This window comes from Agrobacterium vitis (genome assembly GCF_013337045.2).
Taxonomy (GTDB): domain Bacteria; phylum Pseudomonadota; class Alphaproteobacteria; order Rhizobiales; family Rhizobiaceae; genus Allorhizobium; species Allorhizobium vitis_B.
On the sequence record NZ_CP118262.1, the window covers coordinates 174,189 to 197,333 of the forward strand.

General features: G+C 57.7%; 29 protein-coding genes and 2 pseudogenes. 21 read left to right on the top strand and 10 right to left on the bottom strand.

Annotated elements, in window-relative coordinates:
• Positions 1-85: 85 nt before the first annotated feature.
• Together G6L01_RS26640 and G6L01_RS26645 are read right to left on the bottom strand one after the other, a co-directional pair.
• Positions 86-475 carry a response regulator gene (locus G6L01_RS26640; protein ID WP_174096464.1) on the bottom strand — a complete coding sequence of 130 codons (390 nt, stop codon included), beginning with the start codon at positions 473-475 and terminating at the stop codon, positions 86-88.
• A 180-nt stretch (positions 476-655) separates the two neighbouring features.
• A complete protein-coding gene (locus tag G6L01_RS26645) occupies positions 656-1,012 on the bottom strand; it encodes a low affinity iron permease family protein (protein WP_174096465.1) in 357 nt (118 codons plus the stop codon).
• Between the two features lie 165 nt (positions 1,013-1,177).
• Between G6L01_RS26645 and G6L01_RS26650 the strand changes: the two genes are divergently transcribed.
• Together G6L01_RS26650 and G6L01_RS26655 are read left to right on the top strand one after the other, a co-directional pair.
• Positions 1,178-1,579, top strand: a complete 402-nt coding sequence (locus G6L01_RS26650) for a low affinity iron permease family protein (RefSeq protein WP_174096466.1) — start codon at positions 1,178-1,180, stop codon at positions 1,577-1,579.
• Between the two features lie 86 nt (positions 1,580-1,665).
• Positions 1,666-2,088, top strand: a complete 423-nt coding sequence (locus G6L01_RS26655; protein ID WP_174096467.1) for a GFA family protein — start codon at positions 1,666-1,668, stop codon at positions 2,086-2,088.
• A 115-nt stretch (positions 2,089-2,203) separates the two neighbouring features.
• Here G6L01_RS26655 and G6L01_RS26660 read toward each other — a convergent pair.
• From G6L01_RS26660 to G6L01_RS26670, 3 genes and pseudogenes are all read right to left on the bottom strand, one after another.
• Positions 2,204-2,575, bottom strand: a pseudogene (locus G6L01_RS26660) (DNA polymerase III subunit epsilon); the annotation flags it as partial.
• Positions 2,576-2,899: 324 nt separating this feature from the next.
• Positions 2,900-3,289, bottom strand: coding sequence for a VOC family protein (locus G6L01_RS26665; protein WP_174096468.1), 390 nt, complete (start codon positions 3,287-3,289; stop codon positions 2,900-2,902).
• 66 nt (positions 3,290-3,355) lie between these two features.
• Complete coding sequence (locus G6L01_RS26670) at positions 3,356-4,102, bottom strand: SDR family NAD(P)-dependent oxidoreductase (protein ID WP_174096469.1); 747 nt, start codon at positions 4,100-4,102, stop codon at positions 3,356-3,358.
• A gap of 115 nt (positions 4,103-4,217) precedes the next feature.
• Here G6L01_RS26670 and G6L01_RS26675 point away from each other — a divergent pair, with 115 nt between their 5' ends.
• On the top strand, positions 4,218-4,808 hold the full coding sequence (locus G6L01_RS26675; RefSeq protein ID WP_174096471.1) for a TetR/AcrR family transcriptional regulator: 591 nt from the start codon (positions 4,218-4,220) through the stop codon (positions 4,806-4,808).
• Positions 4,809-4,917: 109 nt separating this feature from the next.
• Here G6L01_RS26675 and G6L01_RS26680 read toward each other — a convergent pair whose 3' ends face one another.
• A complete protein-coding gene (locus tag G6L01_RS26680; protein ID WP_174096472.1) occupies positions 4,918-5,805 on the bottom strand; it encodes an AraC family transcriptional regulator in 888 nt (295 codons plus the stop codon).
• Positions 5,806-5,941: 136 nt separating this feature from the next.
• Here G6L01_RS26680 and G6L01_RS26685 point away from each other — a divergent pair, with 136 nt between their 5' ends.
• Genes G6L01_RS26685 through G6L01_RS26700 form a run of 4 tightly spaced genes read left to right on the top strand, consistent with a single transcriptional unit; the run spans position 5,942 to position 8,420 of the window.
• Complete coding sequence (locus tag G6L01_RS26685) at positions 5,942-6,685, top strand: SDR family NAD(P)-dependent oxidoreductase (RefSeq protein ID WP_174096474.1); 744 nt, start codon at positions 5,942-5,944, stop codon at positions 6,683-6,685.
• A gap of 16 nt (positions 6,686-6,701) precedes the next feature.
• Complete coding sequence (locus tag G6L01_RS26690; RefSeq protein ID WP_174096476.1) at positions 6,702-7,097, top strand: VOC family protein; 396 nt, start codon at positions 6,702-6,704, stop codon at positions 7,095-7,097.
• A gap of 1 nt (position 7,098) precedes the next feature.
• Complete coding sequence (locus tag G6L01_RS26695) at positions 7,099-8,079, top strand: saccharopine dehydrogenase family protein (protein ID WP_174096477.1); 981 nt, start codon at positions 7,099-7,101, stop codon at positions 8,077-8,079.
• 14 nt (positions 8,080-8,093) lie between these two features.
• Positions 8,094-8,420: a nuclear transport factor 2 family protein gene (locus G6L01_RS26700; RefSeq protein WP_174096479.1), complete on the top strand. Its 327-nt coding sequence runs from the start codon at positions 8,094-8,096 to the stop codon at positions 8,418-8,420.
• 18 nt (positions 8,421-8,438) lie between these two features.
• Here the strand turns inward: G6L01_RS26700 and G6L01_RS26705 are convergent, their stop codons facing one another.
• Positions 8,439-9,029, bottom strand: coding sequence for a TetR/AcrR family transcriptional regulator (locus tag G6L01_RS26705; RefSeq protein ID WP_174096480.1), 591 nt, complete (start codon positions 9,027-9,029; stop codon positions 8,439-8,441).
• A gap of 169 nt (positions 9,030-9,198) precedes the next feature.
• On the opposite strand from G6L01_RS26705, the gene G6L01_RS26710 reads away from it, so the two are divergent.
• The 7 genes from G6L01_RS26710 (at position 9,199) to G6L01_RS26740 (ending at position 13,967) form a co-directional block, all read left to right on the top strand.
• A complete protein-coding gene (locus G6L01_RS26710; protein ID WP_174096482.1) occupies positions 9,199-9,942 on the top strand; it encodes an SDR family NAD(P)-dependent oxidoreductase in 744 nt (247 codons plus the stop codon).
• Positions 9,943-10,035: 93 nt separating this feature from the next.
• On the top strand, positions 10,036-10,407 hold the full coding sequence (locus G6L01_RS26715) for an MFS transporter (RefSeq protein ID WP_202032385.1): 372 nt from the start codon (positions 10,036-10,038) through the stop codon (positions 10,405-10,407).
• Positions 10,320-11,450, top strand: a complete 1,131-nt coding sequence (locus G6L01_RS26720; protein ID WP_202032386.1) for an MFS transporter — start codon at positions 10,320-10,322, stop codon at positions 11,448-11,450. Before G6L01_RS26715 ends, G6L01_RS26720 begins: the two co-directional genes overlap by 88 nt.
• 43 nt (positions 11,451-11,493) lie before the next feature.
• Complete coding sequence (locus G6L01_RS26725; RefSeq protein WP_174096483.1) at positions 11,494-11,970, top strand: nuclear transport factor 2 family protein; 477 nt, start codon at positions 11,494-11,496, stop codon at positions 11,968-11,970.
• Positions 11,971-11,980: 10 nt separating this feature from the next.
• Positions 11,981-12,709 carry an SDR family oxidoreductase gene (locus tag G6L01_RS26730; RefSeq protein ID WP_174096485.1) on the top strand — a complete coding sequence of 243 codons (729 nt, stop codon included), beginning with the start codon at positions 11,981-11,983 and terminating at the stop codon, positions 12,707-12,709.
• Positions 12,710-12,744: 35 nt separating this feature from the next.
• Positions 12,745-13,242 carry a nuclear transport factor 2 family protein gene (locus G6L01_RS26735; protein ID WP_174096486.1) on the top strand — a complete coding sequence of 166 codons (498 nt, stop codon included), beginning with the start codon at positions 12,745-12,747 and terminating at the stop codon, positions 13,240-13,242.
• Positions 13,239-13,967, top strand: a complete 729-nt coding sequence (locus G6L01_RS26740) for an SDR family NAD(P)-dependent oxidoreductase (protein ID WP_174096487.1) — start codon at positions 13,239-13,241, stop codon at positions 13,965-13,967. Before G6L01_RS26735 ends, G6L01_RS26740 begins: the two co-directional genes overlap by 4 nt.
• Before the next feature lie 144 nt (positions 13,968-14,111).
• Here G6L01_RS26740 and G6L01_RS26745 read toward each other — a convergent pair whose 3' ends face one another.
• Complete coding sequence (locus tag G6L01_RS26745; protein WP_174096489.1) at positions 14,112-14,510, bottom strand: winged helix-turn-helix transcriptional regulator; 399 nt, start codon at positions 14,508-14,510, stop codon at positions 14,112-14,114.
• Between the two features lie 47 nt (positions 14,511-14,557).
• Between G6L01_RS26745 and G6L01_RS26750 the strand changes: the two genes are divergently transcribed.
• The 6 genes and pseudogenes from G6L01_RS26750 to G6L01_RS26775 all read left to right on the top strand — a co-directional run bounded on the left by G6L01_RS26750 (position 14,558) and on the right by G6L01_RS26775 (position 19,986).
• A complete protein-coding gene (locus G6L01_RS26750; protein ID WP_174096490.1) occupies positions 14,558-15,367 on the top strand; it encodes an SDR family NAD(P)-dependent oxidoreductase in 810 nt (269 codons plus the stop codon).
• A gap of 197 nt (positions 15,368-15,564) precedes the next feature.
• A pseudogene (locus G6L01_RS26755) lies at positions 15,565-15,713 on the top strand (short-chain dehydrogenase); the annotation flags it as partial.
• Positions 15,714-15,927: 214 nt separating this feature from the next.
• On the top strand, positions 15,928-16,539 hold the full coding sequence (locus G6L01_RS26760; RefSeq protein ID WP_234902241.1) for a TetR/AcrR family transcriptional regulator: 612 nt from the start codon (positions 15,928-15,930) through the stop codon (positions 16,537-16,539).
• Positions 16,540-16,617: 78 nt separating this feature from the next.
• Positions 16,618-18,042, top strand: a complete 1,425-nt coding sequence (locus G6L01_RS26765; RefSeq protein ID WP_202032387.1) for an MFS transporter — start codon at positions 16,618-16,620, stop codon at positions 18,040-18,042.
• Between the two features lie 128 nt (positions 18,043-18,170).
• Positions 18,171-18,926, top strand: coding sequence for an SDR family oxidoreductase (locus tag G6L01_RS26770; RefSeq protein WP_174096493.1), 756 nt, complete (start codon positions 18,171-18,173; stop codon positions 18,924-18,926).
• A gap of 76 nt (positions 18,927-19,002) precedes the next feature.
• On the top strand, positions 19,003-19,986 hold the full coding sequence (locus G6L01_RS26775) for an aldo/keto reductase (RefSeq protein ID WP_174096495.1): 984 nt from the start codon (positions 19,003-19,005) through the stop codon (positions 19,984-19,986).
• Positions 19,987-20,078: 92 nt separating this feature from the next.
• Here G6L01_RS26775 and G6L01_RS26780 read toward each other — a convergent pair whose 3' ends face one another.
• On the bottom strand, positions 20,079-20,699 hold the full coding sequence (locus tag G6L01_RS26780; protein ID WP_174096496.1) for a DUF1684 domain-containing protein: 621 nt from the start codon (positions 20,697-20,699) through the stop codon (positions 20,079-20,081).
• 97 nt (positions 20,700-20,796) lie between these two features.
• The gene (locus G6L01_RS26785) at positions 20,797-21,267 is read right to left on the bottom strand and encodes a MarR family winged helix-turn-helix transcriptional regulator (RefSeq protein ID WP_337796330.1); all 471 of its coding nucleotides are present in this window, start codon (positions 21,265-21,267) and stop codon (positions 20,797-20,799) included.
• Between the two features lie 279 nt (positions 21,268-21,546).
• On the opposite strand from G6L01_RS26785, the gene G6L01_RS26790 reads away from it, so the two are divergent.
• A complete protein-coding gene (locus G6L01_RS26790) occupies positions 21,547-23,103 on the top strand; it encodes a DHA2 family efflux MFS transporter permease subunit (protein ID WP_174096498.1) in 1,557 nt (518 codons plus the stop codon).
• Positions 23,104-23,145 lie beyond the last annotated feature (42 nt).

A 23,145-nucleotide genomic window follows, 5' to 3' on the forward strand; every position in this document is an offset into this window, starting at 1 on the left:
CGCCAGTAAGTAGACCACAACCGGCAATATGACGTTGCGGTAGTTGTTCTCGGCCATTGTGTTGCTTCGGGGTAACACTCGGCTCCTAGTGCCGGATACAGCGCTCCCTCAACACTTTATGGACATGCTCCGCGGTGAATGGCTTGGAGATGAACGTTGCATTATCCGGAATGTCGCCAGGTCCAGGAACGGCCGCGCCCGACGCAATGACGACGCAGATATGTGGCCAACGCTCAGCGACAACCCGGGCGAGATCGAAACCGTCCAGATCACCGGGCATTTGGACATCGGTGAACAGGAGCTGAAGCGATGAATGCCGGTCGAGGAATTCATAAGCCTGGTCGGCAGTGGTCGCCTCCACGACGGCATAACCTTCGTCGGAAATCATGTCCGCCGTGTCCATGAGGATAAGCGGCTCGTCGTCAACGACAAGTGCGATGGGTTCTTCGAGTTTTGCGAATTCTGAGGTTTCCATCCCGCCTAAAGCGCTGTTGAGACGTTTGGTTCCTGACGGGCACTTCTACGCCGACAACTTATCGCGTTGTGGCAGTTCAAGGAGCGGTTTCGACCTCGATTTTCTCAACGACATCGAGTTCCTGAGGCACCGCAACAGCTATCTGGAGTAAACACATTTCGCGTTCTCCTACACCGAAGTTCAGATCTTGGTTTGCCGATCTTGGACCATGCGCTCAATCTCGCGTTCCTCCCGGCGTTCCACGGCAATCATTTCGTTTCGCGCGGCGCCGTTGGATCGGATTAGTTCATCGACCTTTACCTTCAGCGCGTGCATGTCTCGATTTTGCGAGTGCTGGACGAGCAGGAGAACGAAAACTGTAACCGCTGTGCCGACCATGTTTGCGATGAGGAACCACTCCGTTGGAAAACCTTTCATTGAGCCGACGACGATCCATCCGATCATCGCAACGGTGACGAGCAACGGGGAAAGGCGATGGCCCGCGACCGTGACAGTTGCGTTGGACAGTTGGAGAAAGCGTTGGTCAAGGATCTTCATCGTCGGCTCCTGCCAACAAATGCATGACGTCGTTGCCTGTTCCTTCGATCAGTGACGCCGTTTCAACGCTGACTGTCCGCATTGCATATTTGTAATATTTCGCATCGGAACTGGTCATAGGCGCACGCGTTTCAGCGCTGTCTCCTGATGATCGGACAACGTCTCATGAATTCCCTGTTCTCCAAGTTCGCAACAAAAATCGCGGATCTTTCCGGCAAACCGGCGACGTTTGTCACGGCAGTCGTGCTCGTTCTTGTCTGGGCGCTTTCCGGACCGTTCTTCGGATACTCGGAGACATGGCAGTTGGTCATCAACACATCGACGACGATCGTTACATTCCTCATGGTCTTCGTGCTGCAGAACTCCCAAAATCGTGACGGCAAGGCCTTGCAAGCTAAGCTCGATGAATTGATCCTGACGTCTCAGGCGCAGAACAAGTTCGTCGGCATCGAAAAACTTGACGAACAACAGCTGCGCGAAATGAGTGAAAGCCTCGCAGAGAAGGCTGAGTGCATGGAAGACGTCGCCGAGGAAAAGGCGGAAGTCTCGAAACAGGCTGCTGAATAACGCCTCAAGCTGCCTCATAGTCCACGGTCTGCACTGGGTCGGCGCTTGTCTCGCCCCGCATCGAGATGTTTTTAAGAGGAGAGGTGATGAGAGTGGCGGCATGCAAATGCAGGTCTTTCACGGCCGAATGTGAAGGTGAACCCCGTCACGTCTCAGTCTGCCATTGCCTGGACTGTCAACGGCGCACCGGTAGCGCCTTTGGCGTGCAGGCTCGCTTTCCCAAAAAGAATGTCACCCTGTACGGCGCTTGTCAGCAATGGGAGCGAACTGGTGAGAGTGGCAGGTTGGCAAAGCACTTCTTCTGCCCGACATGTGGATCGACGGTCGTTTATGAAAACGAAGATCTCCCGAACATGGTGGCTATCCCGGTTGGGGCATTTGCCGACCCAGGTTTTCCGTTCCCGCAGCGCTCCATCTTCGAGAGCCGCAAACACGGCTGGGTCGAGATCACCGACGCCGCGTTACGACATCATGCCGAAGGTGATAGATCGGATGGTTTCGAAACCTGACCCAGCATTCGCTGTCGAGATCAGCGCGCCCCCCGGGGTCGTGGTCGTGCCGGACATCATATCGTCAGAAGCCGCAGCTCGCGGCCTACGGAGGCAGCAATCGCGCTATCGTTCGTCAAAGAAGTGTCCGTTGAGCCGGCTCGACAGTTATAGGCTGGGCGATATCGCCACGCCGTGCCAGTTCTGTCTTGGCGCTAAAGCGAATATCGATATCCCGATCGCGAAGGAATTCATTAAGCGCCTCGTTACTGAGACGATCCCAGCTCTCGCCCCGATCCGGACCCGAGGGCACGCGCGGCAGAAGGCCGGGCTCAGCGCTCCAGGCGAGACACGGTTCAAGCGACGCTGCGTTCAACAGATCACGAAGATGATGGGCCGTGACATAGGCGTCCGGCATCGCTCGATGCGCTGGCAGACCAATCTCGTGCACCAGCCCCTCCGGCATCCGCTCGTAGCGGAGTATCTGGTTGGAAAACCGCGGCAGCTTTACGGTGAGTGCGCTGGTAGCAAACTTTCCCGCCAGCATTCTCGGTTGCCCTGCTCCGACTGGTACGTCTACGGGTGAAACTCGACAATGCCCGGCCGTCGAGCCCACCGGGTAATTGCCTTGGCGACGACCTGCATCTGAGCGTAGGCCAGCGGACGCAAGCAATTGAACCACTGGGTCGGCCGTTCGACTCCGTTCAAGGCGTGAGATTGTGGCGTTCAAAAAAAAGGTCCAAGGGGCGGGCTTGTTCTTGGGAAGAAGCTCCGGATATAGGCGAGGACCGTCACCAGAGCAGGGCGACTATCCGCACCGGTGATAATCATATCAGATCTGGCAAACAGCCTCGATGTTGTTTCCATCTGGGTCGAGAACGTAGGCCGCATAATAGCTTGAGTGATAATGTTCTCGAATACCAGGCGGGCCGTTGTCGCGCCCACCGCTCTTCATAGCCGCCGCATAGAAAGCATCTACCGCTGCTCGACTGTCGGCCGTGAATGCAACATGGATTGCGGCGCGCTGCCCCTTCCTTTCGTGAATCCACAGACTGGGATAGCCACCGCGACCAAACCCATATCTTGGACCTCCATGTTTCGTGCGTGCCGGATCGACGGAGATGACGACATGAATGCCCAGAGGTGCAAGGGCCTCCTCATAGAAGGCTTTCAATAGCTCCCCATCCGAAACAGGAAATTCGATGTGATTTAACAGATCCATGGATCATTCTTTCTGTCGGTCGGCTTTGCGTGCCGGGCAATGTCCAAGACCAACGGGCTCGTTTGGTTAGACTTGTGATGCGCCGCCATCGGCGAACAGTTCAATGCCGTTGACATAGCTTGCGGCATCGCTTGCGAGGAAAGCTGCGACCTCGGCGACTTCTTCCGGCTCTCCAATGCGTCCGATCGGACTTTTGTTGGTCAGGAACTCCATGCCTTCTTTTGCGTGGTCACCGAATGCAATGCGGAGAGAGTCGGTGTTCGTAGGGCCGGGGCTTACGATGTTGATCCTGATCCCGGAGCCCTTCAGGTCGCTGATCCAGCTTCGAACGAGATTGCGGACGGCAGCCTTGGTGGCGCCGTAGATGCTCATTGTCGGCCCCGGATCGATCGAAGCCGTTGAACCGACAATGACCACAGAGGATCCCCTGCGCAGCAGCGGCAGTGCCTCCTGAACGGTAAAAACGATACCCTTGACGTTGGTGTCGAACTGCTCGTTATAGGCTTCTTCGGTGATCTGCCCGAGGGGTGCGTGGATACCTTTTCCGGCATTGGCAACCAGAACATCGATGTGACCAAAACGATCGCTGATGTGGCGGAACAGCTCGCGCAGGGCAGCAGGATTGGCAACATCACCGACTATTCGTTCCGAATTGGCACCGAGTGCGATGAGGGCCTTGTCCAGTGCTTCTGCGCGTCGGCCGACTATCACCACATGCATGTCGGATGCGATCAGTCGTCTGGCGATCTCCAGTCCGATGCCACTGCTACCGCCGGTGATCACAGCGATCTTTTTGGAAATCTCGTTCGTCATACTCATTGCTCCTTTTCGCAGGACATATAATAGCAGTCACTACAAACGCATTGCAATGCCGATTGCCAAAATATGTAGTGATTGCTATTATCTCCTTCTAACAGTGGAGAGAAATGTGGCTGAAACTCCTCGTACACGCCGTCCGCGCCGCCCGTTTGACCGGCAGTTGGGGCTGGAACGCGCTCAGCGTCTGTTTCACGAACGCGGCTACGATGGGGTCAGTCTCGCCGACCTTACCGAGGCCCTCGACATCAATCCGCCGAGCCTTTATGCGGCCTATGGCAGCAAGGCTGGACTGTTCCGAAACGTTCTCGATCGGTACATGATGGACCAGGCGTTGCCGCTTTCCGAGTTCTTCGACGAACGCGATCTGGGTGATGCCGTGGCCCTGCTTTTCGTTTCCGCTGCCGACCAGTATTCGCGCCATGGCGACTGCCGGGGCTGCCTGGTGACGGAGGGCGCACGTGCTGCGGATACCGATGCGCGCAGGATCGCTCAGGAATTCAGTGCCATCATAAATAGCGCCATTCGCGAGGAGATTATCAAGCGTGCGCCTAACGATGCCGATATCCTCACCGATCTGGTGGTCACCATAATTCGCGGCCTATCGGCTTCGGCCTATACGGGGATGGAAAGATCGCGGTTGTTGGCAACAGCCGAACGCGCCGGTGCCATGTTCAGGATAAAAGCCTCTGCGGCTCTGTAATTTACGATATGGCTCTTCTCAAGAAAGCAGCTTGCCGAAGCGCCGCCGTCCGTGAGGCACGTGGTCTTCCTTGAGCCGGGACATGCTAATTCTCTAACTGACCTTTTCGCTACGCGACCCTGAGATCCTGCGTCGCTCTGGCCAGATCTTTTGAAGGCGGCAGTCCGAACAGTCGCGTGTATTCGCGACTGAACTGGTTCGGGCTTTTGTATCCTACCCCGAAGGAAACCGATGTCGCGTTGCCCTGCCCGGCGATTAGCAGGGAGCGGGCATGGAGAAGGCGGACGCGCTTCTGGTATTGCAAGGGGCTAAGCGCCGTGACCGACTTGAAGTGGCGGTGGAATGCCGACACGCTAAGCGCCGCCATTTCAGCCAAGGCCTCGACCCTGATCGTCTGGGCAAAATTCTGGCGGATCCAGTTAATGGCTACACTGATACGCGAGAGCGCCGTATCGGGCGAGGCGATGTCGCGTAGCATCCATCCGAGTGGACCCTGGAGGACGCGGAAGAGTATTTCCCGCTCGTAGACGGGGGATAGTATCGCGATTTCGTCTGGTCTCTCCATCAGTCGCAGCATCCGGATCCAGGCGTCAAGAAGGTCCTCGTTGACCGGGGCAACGGAAAATCCCGAGCTGAACAGCTCGCTTGATACCTTGACAGGCAGATCTCGGATCAGGCCCGCGACGATAGTGGGGTCGAGTGTCAGGCTGACCGCCAGATAGGGTTCACCCGCCGACGACGGATGCACAGATCCGACGGCCGGCAGATCCACAGACATCACGAAATAGGTCGCCGGATCGTAGTGGAATGTCCGGTCACCGACCGTCATCGTCTTCGATCCTGTCAGGATCAGGTTGACCATCGGATCATAGACGGCGGCGAGCTGGTGCTCCGGGATTTCACCCTGGACCATTGCCACGCGCGGAATGCCAGTGTCGGTGCGCCTGTTCTCGGCCTTCGACGCCAGTGCGCGCAGTTCGGTCAATTGCTTTTCCATGTTTCAGAGCTTGGCAGAGCTTCGATGAGCGCGCAAGACGAAAGCAGAAATAGGCAAGCTTCAGAGAGAAATGGGTGAGCGAACGATGCCTCGCCGAAGTAGCTTCAGGTCAACACAGGACATGGAGCAAAGAGACATGAAAATCGTCATCATTACCGGCGGCAGCCGAGGCCTTGGAGCCAGCACCGCGATCCACTGCGCAAAGCGCAGCATGGGCGTTGTCGTCACCTACAACAGCAATCCCGCCAAAGCCGATGAGGTTGTCAGCGAGATCACGGCGCAGGGCGGCAAAGCCGTCGCATTGAAGCTCGATGTCGGCGACATAAGCGCATTCCCGGAATTCCGGGATGCGGTCAAGCTACAACTTCAGGCGGTCTGGGGCCGTCAGACTTTTCACTCCCTCATCAACAATGCCGGATACGGTCTTTACGCTCCGATCACCGATGTGACGGAAGACCAGTTTGACGGCCTGTTCAACGTCCATCTTAAGGGACCGTTCTTCCTGACCCAGACGCTGCTGCCGCTGATGGAGGATGGCGGGCATATCGTCAATATGACGAGCGCCACAAGCCGCGTCGCAACCGCGGGCGTTGCCCCATACGCATCGTTCAAAGGTGGCCTGGAAGTTCTGACACGCTACATGGCCAAGGAATTCGGCGAGCGCCGGATCCGGGCGAACTCCATCGCTCCTGGGGCTATCCGCACGGAACTGGGCGGTGGTCTGAACGAGGAGTTCGAAGCCATGCTGGCGGGACAGACTGCTCTCGGTCGTGTGGGTGAGCCGGAAGAGATCGGCGGCGTGATTGCCAGCCTGCTGTCTGAGGAGAGCCGCTGGATCAACGCCCAGAATATCGAAGTCGCCGGCGGCTACATCATCTGAACCAAAGGAGAGCACCATGCTCGACCATGTCTTTCTGTCGGTCAGCGACATCGACCGCTCCATCGCTTTCTATGAGGCGGCGCTCGCACCTCTCGGGATCGTCCACGCCATCGACTACGACGGAAAGGACGGCCCTCCCGGCCATCCCGATCTCAAAGGTTTTGGGGCGAACGGCCGGGTGTTCTTCTGGCTCCGCATGGGCGTCGTCGAAGGGCGCGCCGGGCATGTTGGCTTCGTTGCCGATGGTGAGGCGCAGGTGGATGCAGCCTATGCAGCAGCCATGACGGCAGGGGCCGCCGAGATCCACCCGCCCGGACCGCAGCTTCACTACGACCCTCGCTACTACGCGGCACAGGTCCGCGATCCCGACGGCTACTCACTCGAATTTGTCTACAAGGAATGGCAGCACTGACATGAAGAAAATGATGATATACGGCGCGACCGGATACACAGGGCGCATGGTGGCAGAACATGCCCAGTCTGCCGGCACTCAGCTCGTGCTGGCAGGACGCAGCGAAGGAGCCCTGGCCAAGCTCGCGGCCGAACACGGTGTCGAGTGCCGGGTTTTCGCGCTCGATGATGCCGACACGATCGACCAGAACCTATTGGGTATATCAGTCCTGCTGAACTGCGCTGGTCCCTTTATGCGGACGGCGAAACCTTTGATGGAAGCTTCCATCCGCAACGGCATGCACTATCTCGACACCGCGGCCGAACTCGACAGCTATCGTCTTGCTGAACGCCTCGACGGCGAGGCGAAGGCCGCAGGTGTCATGCTGATGCCGGGCGGTGGAGGCAGTGTTGCGATGCTTGGCAGTCTTGCCGGACATGCTGTCGCAAGGGTGCAGAATCCCCGCAAGATCAGGACTGCGATGCATGTGTCCGGTGGGATGTCCCGGGGGTCTGCCATCAGCGCGACCGAGAACATGACCACTGAGACGCTTGCGCGTGTGAATGGCGAGCTGGTGACGGTCGCCAACAGCATCCGGAAGTTCGACTTCGGGCAGGGTGCTGTCGAGAGTTTCCAGGTCACGCTTCCCGATCTCATCACAATCTGGCGGGCGACGGGGGTTCCCAACATCGAGACCTTCGTCCATGTGACGGGCAATGGTTTTCCACAGGGCGATCTCTCCCTGCTCCCGGATGGGCCGAGCGACGACGAGCGGCTGGCGAACCGCTATCAGGCAATCGTCGAAGTGACCGATGCTCAGGGTAAGGTTTTCCGCTCGCTCCTCGACACGGTCAACGGCTACAGCTTTACCGCAATCGCGGTAGCGGAGGCCGGGCGTCGCGTCCTGGCGGGCGAGGCCAGGGGAGGGTTTCAAACACCGGCCGGACTGTTTGGCAATGGATTTGCCAAAACGATCGCCGACACCACAATCATCGATCTCTGAGGGAGCCAGCAACCATGCAGAAGCTCGTCGAAGACTTCATACGGACCACCAATGCTTTCGACGTCGCTGGTGCAATATCCCTGTTCGCAGCGGATGCTGTCATCGATGACGTATCTGTCGGCGACGCGTTCGTCGGAATTGAAGGTGTGCGACGTTATATCGAGCGGTTTTTCGTCGGGTACAATACCCACAGCGAGCTTCTGTCGATGGAAAGCGCCGACAACTTCAATGCGGTCGTTCGCCTGGATTTCACAGGTGACTACGGCCACGAGATCGGCACCCTCAAAATTGCGGCGAATTCAGCCGGCCTGATCGAACGGATCGACGCGGATCTCGAGTAAGTGCCCAGACGGATTGGATCAGGCCGCGTGCGTATCGAAATCGCCTTCCAGCGCGCGGCCAGCCATCTCCGCACAATGGGTCAGACGCTCGGTCGAATACCCGAGACAGGCATAGGAGGACAGGCCGCGAAGGGTCATCAGGACGTAGTCGGTCACCCGCTCCGGATCCTTCGCCTGATGGTCTCGGATGTAGTTGCCAATGATGTCGCTGCCGCCCTTGGCAAGCTCGGCAGCCATGCTTCTCGCCGTTTCGTCGTCAGCGCGCATGCCTTCGGTGACCATGCATCCCTTCCACTTGTCGTGGCGGGTATAGTGTTCCGTCGCCCTGACGAACAGTTCCGTCAAGGCTTCCACAGGCTTGCTATCGGACGTGAGGATATCGTCCAAAGGCAGGAAATCTGTCCCGACGTAGCGCTTCATCGCCCGATTGAACAGCTCGGCCTTGCTGCCATAGGCCGCGTAGAGGCTGGGCGCTACGATGCCGAGCGCATCGCACAGCTCCGCCACGCCCACGGCATCGTAGCCGCGTTCGTGGAAGAGGCCTTGAGCGATTGCCACTCCCTCTTCCCGGTCGAATGCCGGACGTCTCCTGCGAACTTTCGTTTCCATGGACCACCTTGTTCAGTCTTCTTTATAGCGAACGCTAACTCCGACGGCAAGCACGATCGGAAAATATATAGCGACTGCTAAATAGGTGTTGCGCCGTCAGTAAATCGGATGTAGCTGTCGATATAGTGACCACTAAATAGGTCGCCCATGTCCATAAAAGGAAACATCGATGTCATATGAAGGAAAAATCGCGCTGGTCACGGGCGGGTCGTCTGGGATCGGTCTCGGGATCGCCAAGGAGCTTGCTTCGCTCGGAGCGAAAGTCATCATCACCGGTCGGCAGGATGCGAAGCTGGATGCAGCGGTGAAGGAGATCGGCGGCGCCACGAAGAGCATCAAAGCGGACGTTTCGGATCTTGAGGATCTCGACAGGCTGTATGCAGACATCAAGTCCGAGTATGCGACGCTCGACATCCTCGTCGCCAATGCGGGCTTCGGCATCCTGGCTCCATTAGGTGCCATCACCGAAGAGCAGTACGACAGCGTCTTCGACACCAATCTGAAGGGTGTCATCTTCACCGTGCAGAAAGCCCTGCCGCTGATGACATCTGGCTCCGCAGTGGTGCTGATCGGATCGACGGCCTCCATCCAACCAGGCGGCTCCATGAGCGTCTATGGCGCAACCAAAGCAGGCCTGCGCAATCTGGCCAGATCCTGGATCGAAGACATCCGGGGCACTGGTATCCGCATCAACGTCGTGAGCCCAGGACCGATCAAGACCCAGTCACTCCATGACTACTTCCCGGACGACAAGCGGGACGAGATTATGGCTTATCTTGAGACCAGGAGCACTGTCGGCCGCCTCGGCAAGCCGGAAGACATTGCAAGGGCCGTTGCGTTTCTCGCAAGCGACGATGCCGGCTACATCAACGGCGTCGAGCTGATCGTCGACGGCGGCGCGTCCCAGGTCTGACGCCCACGGGCTGAGCCTGGCTCAGCACAACCTTCCAAAACCGTGACTTCAAGAAAAAGGTGGCGCGACATGGCGACCAGCGAAGGAGGACCTGTGTCCTTAAATTCCGCACGACTTAGACCAACGCTGGCGCTGGCGACGATCCTGACAGCGCAGCTCATGCTGACGATGGATTTTCTAATCGTTCTGGTCGCGCTACCCAAGATCCAGACAGAGCTCGGTTTTACCCCAGCCGGGCTTTCGTGGGTGCCGAACGCCTTCGCCTTGGCGTTCGGCGGCCTTCTTCTACTTGGCGGTCGCCTCGGTGACCTCTACGGCCAGGTGAAGGCCTTCAAGATCGGCATCGCCATCTCGTCGCAGCATCGCTTCTGGGCGGGGTGGCCGGAACACCACTTCTCCTCATTGCCGCCCGCGTCCTTCAGGGCATCGGGGCCGCCCTCGCGGGGCCAAGCGTTCTCGCGCTGATCACGACGATGGCGCGTGATGAAACCGAGCGGAACCGTGGCCTCTCCCTGTTCATCTCCATATCGTCGGTCGGAGCGTCCGTCGGTCTCATCCTCGGAGGAGCCCTGACCGACCTTTTGTCCTGGCGCTGGTCGCTGCTCATCAATGTTCCGATCGGAGCGGTCGTCCTCGTTCTCATCGGACGACTGGTCAAGGAAACGGACCCGAAGCCAGCGCGGCTCGATATTGCCGGCGCGCTGACGGCGACACTCGGATCCGTCGCACTCGTCTACGCCTTCATCAGCGCCGCTGAACATGGTTGGACGGCGGCGTCGACTGTCGGGTCCTTTGCCATCTCTGTCGGTCTTCTCGTCTCGTTCTTCCGGATCGAGAAATGGACTGCAGAACCTTTGCTCGATCTCTCGCTCCTGCATAGCAGGCCCCGCCTGGGCGGACTGGCCGTGATGGCGATGATCGTCGGCATGCACTTCTCGATGTTGTTCCTAATCGTGCAATATCTGCAGCAGGTCCTCGGCTTCGCGCCGCTTGCGGCCGGGCTCGCCTACCTGCCCCTGTCCGTCACCATATTCACGATTTCTCCCGCCATGCCAAGCTTCATCGTCAGGTTCGGGCCTCGGCCGTTACTCGCAATCGGCAGCGTGCTGGTTGCCGCAAGCTTTGTTGGCTTTGCGATGCTCGACGGTGACAGCACCTATTTCCCTGATGTGCTTGTTCCGCTGGTCGTGCATGCCGTTGGTGTCGCCCTGGTCTTTGCGCCGGGCACCGTCGCCATCATGGAAGGCGTACCTGTTAAGCACGCCGGGGCAGCGTCCGGACTGCTCCAGATGGACCAGCAGGTCGGTGGTGCGCTTGGCCTTGCTATCATCGCGGCCGTTTATGCCGGCAACGCGGTGCCAGGTCAGTTCACGATCGGCCTCGGAACTGCCTTCGCCGTGGCCGCAGCGGTCTCGCTTCTGGCCACCCTCATCGCAAGCCGGACGGTTCGCCATAAGCGGCCCTCAACCGGCACTGAGATCCCGAAACCCCAAACCGTTCACTTCTAAACCAAACGGAGCCCTTGGGCCCGTCAATCACAAAGGAACTGACATGACCAATACAACCGAGATCCTCGCACGCCTCGACGCCGAAAGCGCCATCACGCGGCTGCTCTCGACCTACACGCATCTCCTTGACGACGGCAAGTTCGACAAGGTCGCCGAGCTGCTTCAGCACGCGACCATGGATATCCTTGGCGACACCGCCAGTACGCGCGAGGGCATCGAAAAGTACCTCGCAGCCGGCGTCCAGCGCCATGGGGACGGAACGCCGCGGACATGGCATCAGATTTCCAACATCATCATCGACGTCGAAACCTCGGGCGAGAAGGCGAGCTCCGTCTGTTACTTCACCGTCCACCAGGAGCTGGAAGGTTTCCCGCTGCAGCCAATCTGCACCGGTCGTTATGTCGATACGTTCGAGAAGCACGATGGCGAATGGAGGTTCGTCTACCGCCTGCTGAAGCCACGCCACTTTGGCGATCTCCATAATCACGTCGGTTCGCCGATCGACAAGTCGAAGGCGTGATGGTGCAGCTATGACCAATCAACCAAGAGCGCTAGTTACCGGCGCCAACAAGGGTATCGGGCTCTCGATCGCAAAGGGGCTGGGCCAACACGGATATCAGGTCTGGATCGGGTCCCGCGATGCGGAGCGAGGCCGGATTGCTGTCGCTGAATTGGAGCAAGCGGGCATCGACGCGCGCGTGCTTCTGCTCGATGTAGCGGATCCCGGAAGCGTGGAAGCGGCCTCGTCGTTTTTGAGCAGGCAGATCGATGCTCTCGACGTGTTGGTCAACAATGCCGGGATTGCCTTGGGTTTTGCGAATCCACCGAGCGAGCAGTCGATCGACGAACTCAAGGCGGTCTACGAGGTCAACGTCTTCGGGCCGGTCCGCGTAACCCAGGCATTTCTGCCGCTTCTCAAGAAGGCGGAGGGGGCGCGCATCGTGATGATGAGCAGCGGTCTCGGGTCGCTCAGCCTCGTGACCGATCCGACGTCCATCTACTCCACGGCCAACCTGCTCGCCTACAATTCCTCGAAGACGGCGCTGAATGCCGTGAGCATTGCCTTCGCCAAGGAGCTCGCGCCGCTCGGCATCAAGGTCAACGCGGTCGAGCCTGGCAGTGTGGCAACCGACCTCAACGGCAACAACGGCGCCCTGACCCCGGACGAGGGGGCTGTCAGTGCGATCCGTCTTGCAACGATTGGCCCTGACGGCCCGACGGGCGGCTTTTTCGGACACGATGGCACCCAGCCCTGGTGACACGCCCCGCTTCCCATCAAAGAAAGGAAATTCTCATGTTCCAGAGCTCATCAAAGGTCGACGTTACTGATCGCCTTGTCGCCGAGAGCGCAATCGGCCGCCTCATCTCCACCTACGTCCACAACGTCGATGACGGCAAGATCGCAGAGAATGCCGAACTGCTCGCTAACGCCCGGTTCACGGTCGGGGACACCGTTGTTCACGGCCGGGACGAAGTCGCGCGCTTCTTCAAGAACAATGTCCAGCATCACGAAGATGGAACGCCCAGAACCTGGCATGCAGTCTCGAATGTCATCATTGATGTGGACTCTGCAACGAGCGCGAGAGCGGTGAGCTATTTCACCGTCCATCAGGAGCTTCCAGGCCTGCCGCTTCAGCCGATCGTGACAGGCCGATATCTCGATACGTTCGAGTTCGTCGATAGCGAGTGGCGCTTCGCATCACGTTCCGTCCAGCCGCGCCTTATCGGCGAGCTCGGCCACCATGTCGCCAAACCAGAAGACAGCTCCGAAAACGGAGGTGGCAATCCATGACTGAGAAGAAACATGCGCTGGTGACCGGCGCGAACAAGGGCATTGGAGTTGCCATCGCCAAAGGATTGGCCGAGCAAGGCATGACCGTGTGGATGGGTGCCCGAGATCCCGAGCGTCGGGAGAATGCGGTCGCGCAGCTAAGGAGCGACGGCCTGGATGTCAGGCTACTCGTCATCGATGTCGCTGACGACACAAGTGTGAGACAAGCAGCCACTCGGCTCTCCGAGGAAATCGACGCCCTCCATGTCCTCGTCAACAATGCCGGGATTCTGGTTGATGTCGCCACACCCCCAAGCCAAGTCACGATGGAGGCTATTAAATCGACGTTCGAGGTGAACGTCTTCGGCCCTATCCGCGTGACCCAGGTCTTCGTTTCTCTTCTCAAAGCGGCGGGTGATGCCCGTATCGTCATGATGGGGAGCGGTGTGGGTTCGCTGACCCTGATATCCGACCCGACGTCGCTGTATTCGAGCGTCAATCTACTCGACTATACCGCTTCCAAGGTCGCGCTCAACGCGGTCACGGTTTCCTTTGCGAAAGAGCTGGAGCCATCCGGTATCATGGTGAACGTCGTCGAGCCTGGCCATGTGCGGACTGATCTCAACAAGAACATGGGGTTCATCTCGCCCGAAGAGGGTGCTTTGACTGCGATCAAGATGGCCATGATCGGAAACGATGGTCCAACTGGAGGTTTCTTTGGAAGTCACGGTCGTCAGCCGTGGTGAGTGGGCCGCTGACCGCCAGTCAGGGTTACGAGAATGCGGGCGCCAGTTTAAGAGTGGCGCCCGAGCAAGCGAGCTTTTTGGATTCTACGTAAAATCAGGCCGCTACCAGCTTTTAAAATATGCGGTTGGCGGTTCGGTTCCCTTTCAGGGCGTGAGGTCCGGCTCTTGAATTTTGCCATGGCGACGAGAAAATTCCCTCACCGAAATCAGGACCGGCAAGAGGCCGTGGCCGGCGTCGGTAAGCCTATACTCGACATGTGGCGGCTGCTTCTGAAAATCGACCTTCAGCACAAGGCCGTCGTTCTCCAGCTCTCGCAGATGCTGCGTCAGCATTTTCTGCGAGATCCCTGGTATGTCCCGCAGCAACTTCGACGTTCGCATCGATGGATCTGCAAAAAGACGGAACAGGATCGGCAGCTTCCATCGTCCGCTGATCATGCGAAGCACTCTGGTGACATGTGCGACCGAGCCGTCAGGGCCTAGGCAAGCATTGTTCTCTTCGCGTTCGATAGGCACCTTTAGGTGCGTAATTGCCTCATTCATCGTCCTGTCCTCTTATCCGGTCCAGGCATTAACATGGGAACTGTACGATGGATTTGAAACTCGACGGCAAGGTTGCTCTGGTGACCGGCAGCAGCAAGGGCATCGGCGAAGGTGTGGCCAGAGGACTGGCACGCGAGGGCGCCATTGTCATCATCCACGGCCGCAACAGGATCAAGGCCGAGGAGGTCGCTCACGATATCTGCGACGAGGGCGGGCGAGCCTTTGTCGTCATCGGCGACCTGACCAACGAAGACGAGGTCCAGCGCCTTGTTGACGAAGCGCAGGCTTTCGTCACCCCCGTCGAGATCGTCGTCAACAATGCGGGCGGCTCGGGGGAGACCGAGGACTGGACCACGACGCGTTCTGAAACATGGGCGGCGGGATATGACCGCAACGTCCTTGCGGCCGTTCGGATCACCACGCGACTTCTACCAGGCATGCGAGCCGCAAAATGGGGAAGGGTCGTCAATATCTCCAGCCTCGCGGCACTGATGCCTCCGTCGAAACGACCTGACTACGCCGCAGCAAAGGCAGCAATGATCGCAATGACCGCCTCTCTGGCAAAGGCCGTGGCGTCAGATGGCATAACCGCAAATACTGTTTCTCCGGGAACCATCCATAGCGCCAGCCTTGAGGCAGCATTCCGGACGGTCGCAGTAAATCACGGCCTTGCGTCGGAAGCGCCATGGGCACAGATCGAACAGACGGTGCTGCCGATGTTTGCTCAGGTTCCTATGGGACGGGTGGGCACGCTCGAAGAAATCGCCGATGCCATCGCATTTCTTGTCAGCCCACGGGCTAGCTACATCACCGGTGCCAACATTCGGCTCGACGGAGGAATGTGGCCGGGACTGTAGCCTCTCAACAGGCAGGTCATGGATGAGCCAACCTGACACGCGCCGTCGTAGATTCGATCTCGAGACTATGGTCAGACAGGCTGGACAAGGTGACTTCGGACCCATTTCGTCTCGTCCGCCCCTGTTCGCCCAAAGTGCCGTTCAAGGTCAAAACGGAAGCGCAAGACAGCCCTGATCACCGGAAGTTGGCGCGCCACATCGCCGCGCCAACCCATCCTGCCTATGCTGCTTCCAAGGGGGGCCGGAGATATTGAAACTCGCGCTGACACCGAAATTTTCAGTTCGTGGCATCACGGTCAATGCCGTGATGCTGCCGGATGTGACGGAGAGGGATATGAATACCGAATGATTGGCATCGCCAGGCGCATGCCCGATCTGATCAAGTTGGAGGCTCAGCTGAAGAACACCACAGGGCTCATCTTGACTGGGTGCCGGTTGAAGTCCGATGCCCTTCTCGGTACCCGGCGCGGCTCGCCTGCAGCGGCCACGGCAAAACTATTTCGCTGAAGCTTCTGAAAATTTCGGTTGAATTATAAACCGAATGGTTCCATATAGGCCTCATGGTCAAACGCGTTCAGACATCGCCCTCCGTTGGTCGCCCTCGCGAATTCGAACTCGATGATGCAGTTCGCAAGGCGATGGATGTATTTTGGGATCGTGGATACCACGATGCATCGCTGCCCGACCTGCTCGAAGGCATGGATCTGTCACGAGGCAGTTTCTATAAAGCTTTCGTAGACAAGCGGGGCGTCTATCTCCGTGCACTTGATGCCTATATCGAGGATGCCATTCGCACGGTGGGTGAAACGCTGCGCTCCAACCCATCGCCAAAAGCCGCAATCCGCGAGGCATTCTCGCAGCAGGTTCACTTTTCTTCCGGAAAAGAGGGATTGCGCGGATGTTTTGTTGTCTTGGCAGCGGTGGAAATGCTTCCGGGAGATGAAGAGGTTTGGGCTCGAATTTCCCGCCTGTTTCGGCGACTGCAAGACCTCTATGCAGCCACGATCATCAGGGCCCAGGCTGCTGGCGAAATCGATTCCGGGCTGGATGAACGGGCACTTGCCAGGTTCCTCGTCTGCCAGATCCAGGGCATGAGGGTTCTGGGCAAGGCAGGAGCGGATCGCGAGGAGACGAGGGCCATGATTGACCTTGCCTTAAAGGCGCTTGGCTGACTTCAATTTGGAACTAAACGGTTCCGAAATACTGCAGTTGTGCCCGGTTTTCTCCGGCCTCTCGCGGATTACAAGGAGATGAATGTGGAACGTTCCTGCGACCCCGAAGACAAGCTCGATCCACGCAGATGGGCCGCGCTTGTCATTCTCCTGGTCGGGGCTTTTTTGCCACCGCTCGATTTCTTCATCGTCAACGTGGCTTTGCCCTCTATCCGGGAGGACTTCCAGGCTTCTGCATCGACAATGCAGTTGATTATCTCAGGCTACGCCACGAGTTATGCGGTCATGCTGATTACGGGTGGCAGGCTTGGAGATCTCTATGTTCGACGAAACGTCTTTCTCTCCGGAATGGCAGCGTTTGCCGCCGCTTCCGCCTTATGCGGACTTGCCTGGTCTCCATCGGTCCTGATCGTCGGCCGGGTGCTTCAGGGGTTTGCTGCGGCAATCATGGCGCCGCAGGCTTTGGCGTCAATAAATGCAATATTTCCTGACCACGAAAAATCAAAGGCACTCAGCTTTTACGCCCTGACCTTCGGTGTCGCATCGATGGTTGGTCTGTTTCTCGGTGGAGCGCTGATTGCGCTTGATATCTTCGGTCTTGGATGGAGATCCATCTTCCTGATCAACCTTCCGGTGATCGCGATCGCCGCTCCGTTGGCCTTCTTCATATTGCGCGAAACCCGATCGGAGCATCCAAGCAAACTGGATCTGGGCGGAGCATTGCTGATCGCGCTTGCACTTTTTGGACTGATCGCGCCGCTGATCGAGGGTCGCGAGCAGGGGTGGCCGGTCTGGCTACTTTTGATGCTTGCCGCTTCCCCGCTGCTTTTTCTCCTATTCTGGCGACATGAGCGACATCTGGAGGCGGCAGGAGGAGATCCCATCCTTGCACCGAGCCTGCTTGATGTTCCGGGATTGAAGCGCGGGCTGATAGCTGCCCTGTTTTTCTACGCGCTGGCAGCATTCTGGCTCGTGTTCTCCGTCTATGAGCAGAGCGGCCTTGGTCGCACGCCTTTCGGAGCCGGGTTGGCGATCCTTCCCGCGGCAGTCGGCTTTGTCCTTGGCCCTTTCGCGAGCGAGCGCATCCTCAGGGTTTTCGGAAGATATTCCGCGGCGGTTGGTATGGGGCTGCAATCTGTCGGCCTGTTTGCAACAGCCGCCCTGATCTCAAGTGGTCATGCCCAATTCCTGTTTCTTGCGCTCGTTCTCATCGGGATGGGGCAGGGGATCGCGCTTCCAAACCTTTTGAAAAGCGTCGTGCAGCGGGTCGGTAGAACACAATCCGGATTGGCCTCCGGCCTCGTCAACTCAATGCTTCAGATTGGCGGTGCATTCGCGGTGGCAATCGTCGGCGGGTTGTTCTTCGCAATTTTGGGATCCGCGACCGACGTTACATCCGTCAGCAAAGCCTACAGCATTGCAGCGATCGCAATTGCAATCTGTCTTCTGATTGCAGGATGGCTTTCCGTGGGCTCGGCCTCGAACGCAGAGGTTCACCGATGACCGCGGATATTGCTTGGCCGTCTAATCGGCGCGTCGGCTAACGGCGTGAACAATCACGCCTCCCAGTCGGTCAGCAAGCCGGAAATTTTGTCTCTACAGAAAAGAAGTATTTCAGAAGGAACGCCTCCATGAACACTATCCCCACCCTTCCTCTCGCTGGCAAACGCGCGCTCGTAACCGGTGCAGCGCGCGGGATTGGAGCAGCCATTGCTCTAAAGCTCGCGGAGGACGGTGCCGACGTTGCAATCACCTATGAGAAGTCGGCTGAAAAGGCCGAAACTCTCGCCGCCGAGATCGGCGCCATGGGCCGCAAAGCTGTCGCCATTCAGGCTGATGCCGCCAGCCCGGAAGCCGCGATCGCGACTGTCGAGCGGACCGTTGCTGACCTTGGCGGCCTTGACATTCTGATCAATAACGCGGGCGTCCTTTTCTCAGGTGACTTTTCCACACAGCCACTGGAGGAGATCGATCTGCAGCTGAACGTCAATGTGCGCGGCGTGTTTCTGATCACGCAGGCGGCGTTGAAACACATCCCGAACGGCGGCCGTATCATCAGCACCGGGAGCAATGCGGGTCTGGCTGTCCCGTTCGCAGGGATCGCGGTCTATGCAGCAACCAAGTCCGCGCTGGAAAGCTTCACTCGTGGTCTCGCGCGTGAACTTGGTCCAAGGGAGATAACCGTCAATCTGGTCCGACCAGGCCCGATCGACACCGACATGAACCCTGCCGACGGTGCTCTCGCACCTGCTATCCTGCCAAAACTGTCGATTGCCCGGTACGGCAAAACCAGAGAGATCGCAGAGGCCGTCGCTTTCCTCGCCGGACCTGGTGCCGCCTACATCACCGGCTCGGGCATTCTCGTTGACGGCGGCATAAGCGCTTGAGCACTGCACGAGGCGGCGATCTGACGCCTCGTTCGTCGCGTTCATATTCATTCTCACTAAAAATTGGGAGATAAACATGGAATATACCCGCCTCGGAAATACCGGTCTTGAGGTCTCCCGCCTCTGCCTTGGATGCATGACTTATGGGCAACCCGATCGCGGCAGCCATCCATGGACGCTGGCGGAAGAGCAAAGTCGCCCCTTTATCCGCAAAGCGATCGAACTGGGGATTAACTTCTTCGACACCGCCAATGTCTACTCGGACGGAACGAGCGAGGAAATCCTCGGCCGCGCCATCAGGGACTACTCGACGAGAGACGACGTCGTCATCGCCACGAAGGTCAACGGCCGGATGAAGCCGGGACCAAATGGTGCCGGTCTGTCCCGCAAAGCCATTCTTTCGGAGATCGATGCCAGCCTGAAGCGGTTGGGGACCGACTATGTCGACCTCTACCAGATTCACCGCTTCGACCATGATACGCCGATCGAGGAAACGCTGGAAGCTTTGCATGACGTCGTCAAGGCGGGCAAAGCACGTTACATCGGTGCGTCGTCTATGTACGCGTGGCAGTTCTCGAAAATGCTGGCAGTCTCGCAGGCGAACGGATGGTCACGATTCATCTCCATGCAGAACCACCTGAACCTGCTCTACCGGGAGGAGGAGAGGGAGATGCTTCCGCTGTGCAAAGCGGAAAGCATCGGCGTCATCCCATGGAGCCCGCTTGCACGTGGTCGTCTGACCCGCGACTGGAGCACGCAAAGCGATCGTTCAGAAACCGACGAGATCGGCAAAGGTCTCTACGCCGAAACCACTGAGGAGGCCGACATGCGGGTGGTGGAGGCAGTTGCAAAGATCGCACAGGAGAGGGCTGTTCCCAGAGCGCAAGTCGCGCTCGCATGGGTATTGTCGAAATTAGAAATCACAGCGCCTATTATCGGCGCGACTAAGTTGCAACATCTGGATGACGCTTTAGCCGCGGTCGCTCTCAGGCTCACCTCAGCTGAAATCGGCGCCCTCGAAAGCAACTATATTCCACATTCGGTCGTCGGCTTTACGTAATGACGTAGAGGAGAAAAAAGTCGACGGTAATGCAACCCTTAATTCGCCTCCGACCGGTGGTGGTAAAAACGGCTGGCTTGCTGGACTTCTCGCTATTTCGAGAATGCCATCCGCTCACCACCGCGTAGCGCGGCTTCCAGTCGATTGCCCGGAGGCGACAACGGGCAAACATAGCGAGACGAATAGGCACACGACGGAAAATAAGAGAAGTTGAAGTCGAGCAGTAAGGTCCCGTCTTGATGAACATTGCCGAGATCCGCGCCCTTGATTGTGTCGAGCAGGTATCGCCCGCCTCCATATGTCTCCGCACCTGAGGTTCCGTCGGTGAACGGTAGGAAAACGCCACCGCCGTAACCCTCAATCCAGTAGAGTGTTAATTCGCCACCCAATCTGGTCTCTAGCCCCTCGGTACGTGCGAATGCACGCATCGACACGTCTCCGTCCGGTCCCGTTGAAACAGTTATTCGTTCTGCGTTTGTCGGAGCCAGTTGGACTGTGAGGCGGAGCGCCGGGTTGTAGGGAAATATCTCCGGACCTGGAAACGCTTCACGATCCGGCGGGTCAATGGGCGACTGAGGATGACTCCGAAATAGCGCAGTGCGAGTTTCGCACCACAGGTGCCATGCTTTCTCGACATCTGGATTTGAACGTACCTCGTAATAAAGGTTTGAGATCTTCTCGCGCCAATCCCACAACTGCTCCGTTTCGCTCAAGTGATGCCCTTTCTTTCCCGCAAACCGGAGAGCCACCGTCTCACGGTCATTAGTATGTCGGCTCGAAATCGGCTTCGTTCAGACTCGATCGCAGATTTCAGTTGCCAAGCCCCTCGAACGAGCTGAGTACCCTTGAAGCAGCCTCGAGGTCCTCGTCGGCCACGACTCCAAATAGTTTTCCATACAGCTCATCAAAGATCTGCTCCAATTCAAGTATCAGCTTGTGGCCTGCAGGGGTCAACCAAAGGGTCTTAGCTCGCCGATCGGCTGGATCGTGCTTTCGGACTATGAGTTCGAGTTTTTCAAGCTGATCAATCGAGCGCACGAGAGAGGCTGGCTCAATTTCCAAATAGCTGGCAAGGGTTACCTGTCGTACTCCGCCGCCGAGTTCGGCAATCCATAGCAACGGCGCCGCAGATGCCTCTGTTACTTCATACGGTTCGAGCGCAAGGTTGACTGCGCGCCGCCAGTGGCGACCTGCCGACAGGAGACCTGCGGTCAGCTTGTGGTAGAGAACCTTCTTATTTTCCATATTGCCGAACGCTAAGCCTTCATTTGCGAGACGCATTGTGCCATCGACGAAACAAAAATACGCCGATATCCGCGTCTGCCAACTAGAAGGTAGGGTTAACGTAATGGTTTCGGCAAATCAAGTGCTTTGAATGAAGCGGGCTCCCATTCAAACCCATCAGATTAGGCATACATCATGGGCGCTTGAAACAGCTTGCGACTCTACCTACTACAAGGTAGGGTGCTCATATGCGGTGCCAGGCAGGCCTTCTCCCGCGATCCTAATTGCGACCCACTGAATCGCTTCACCGTTTTCACTAATTGAGAGAACCCAAAGATGAGAGATTTATCCTCCTCGGCGGACCAATCTGACGAACGCGCGGATACCGCAGCGTGGCTGGCTGTTGTGGCCGGTAACCTAGGCGCGCTAATGGCGACGCTCGACATATCGATCATAAACTCTTCCCTGCCGACAATCGCTGGGAACATTGGAGCAAGTGGAACGGAAGCCACGTGGGTCTCTACTGCCTATCTGGTCGCGGAAATCATCATCATCCCATTGGCCGGCTGGCTCGAGAGTGTTTTGCAGCTCAGGACATTCCTGCTACTGGCGGCGAGCCTTTTCACCATCTTTTCGATTGTGTGCGGAGTGTCGACCAATCTGACGGTAATGATAATCGGTCGAGTAGGTCAGGGTTTTACCGGAGGCGCGATGATCCCGACCGCGCAGACCATCATCGCTACGCGCCTACCACGTCATCAGCAGCCACTGGGAATATCGCTTTTTGGTGCAACGGCTGTACTTGGGCCGGTAATCGGGCCTGCACTGGGCGGCTGGTTGACCGAAAATCTTAGCTGGCATTGGGCCTTTTTTCTGAATTTGCCACTTTGCCTGCTTCTTATAGGCATGCTGTTCATTGGCCTTCCTTACAAAAAGCCTGACTTCAGTCGGTTCGCCCAAGCGGACTGGATGGGAATCGCCGGTCTGACTTTGTCCCTCGGAGGGCTCACGGTCGTATTGGAGGAGGGGCAGCGCGAAGACTGGTTTTCCTCAAACCTGATCGTCGGTCTAAGCGTGCTTTCAATAGCAGGATTTGGACTTCTTTTCACGAGCCAGAGACGAGCAAGGCGCCCGGTCATTCGATTGGGACTGCTTTTGAACCGTCAGTTTGGAAGCATCGTGATCATGGTGCTGGTCGTCGGCATGGTCCTTTACGGGACATCGTATGTCATCCCGCAATTTCTTGCGACAATTAGCAATTACAACTCTTATCAAGCAGGACTGATAGTTCTTTTGTCAGGCATTCCTGCGCTGATGCTCATAACTGTAACGCCAATACTAGTTCGCCTTTTCGACATTCGGATCGCTGTCTTTGTTGGAATGGGGCTACTCGCTATCAGCGCCTTCCTTGAGACAGGGTTGACAGCTGGATCTTCGGGTGGCGACTTCGTCGACTCGCAGCTCCTGCGTGGTGCAGGCACGATCCTTGTCCTGTTGTTTCTCAACCAAGCCGCTGTCCAGTCCGTTCCTCCTGAATTCGCAAGTGACGCCGCGGGGCTCTACAATGCAGCGCGCAATCTTGGCGGTTCGTTGGCACTCGCAGGCATTTCGGTCGTACAGGACAGACGTCTGTTCTTCCATTTCGAGAGGCTTGGAGAACATGTCAGATCGAGCTCGCCAATTGTGAATTCATTTCTGGTCGAGCAGGCCCAACGACTGGGCAGCTCGTCGTCAGCCTTGCGCTACCTATCAAACATCGTGCAGAGGCAGGCTCTCGTCCTTACGTATATCGATCTTTTTTGGATACTGGTGGTGGGAATCGTGGTCGTGTCGCCGCTGACGATTTTCCTGCGCCCTCTCGATCTGGGTCGAAAACCTTCATCAATGCATTGAACGCGCCACTTGCCATATAAGATTCGAGCCGGAGGCACTACC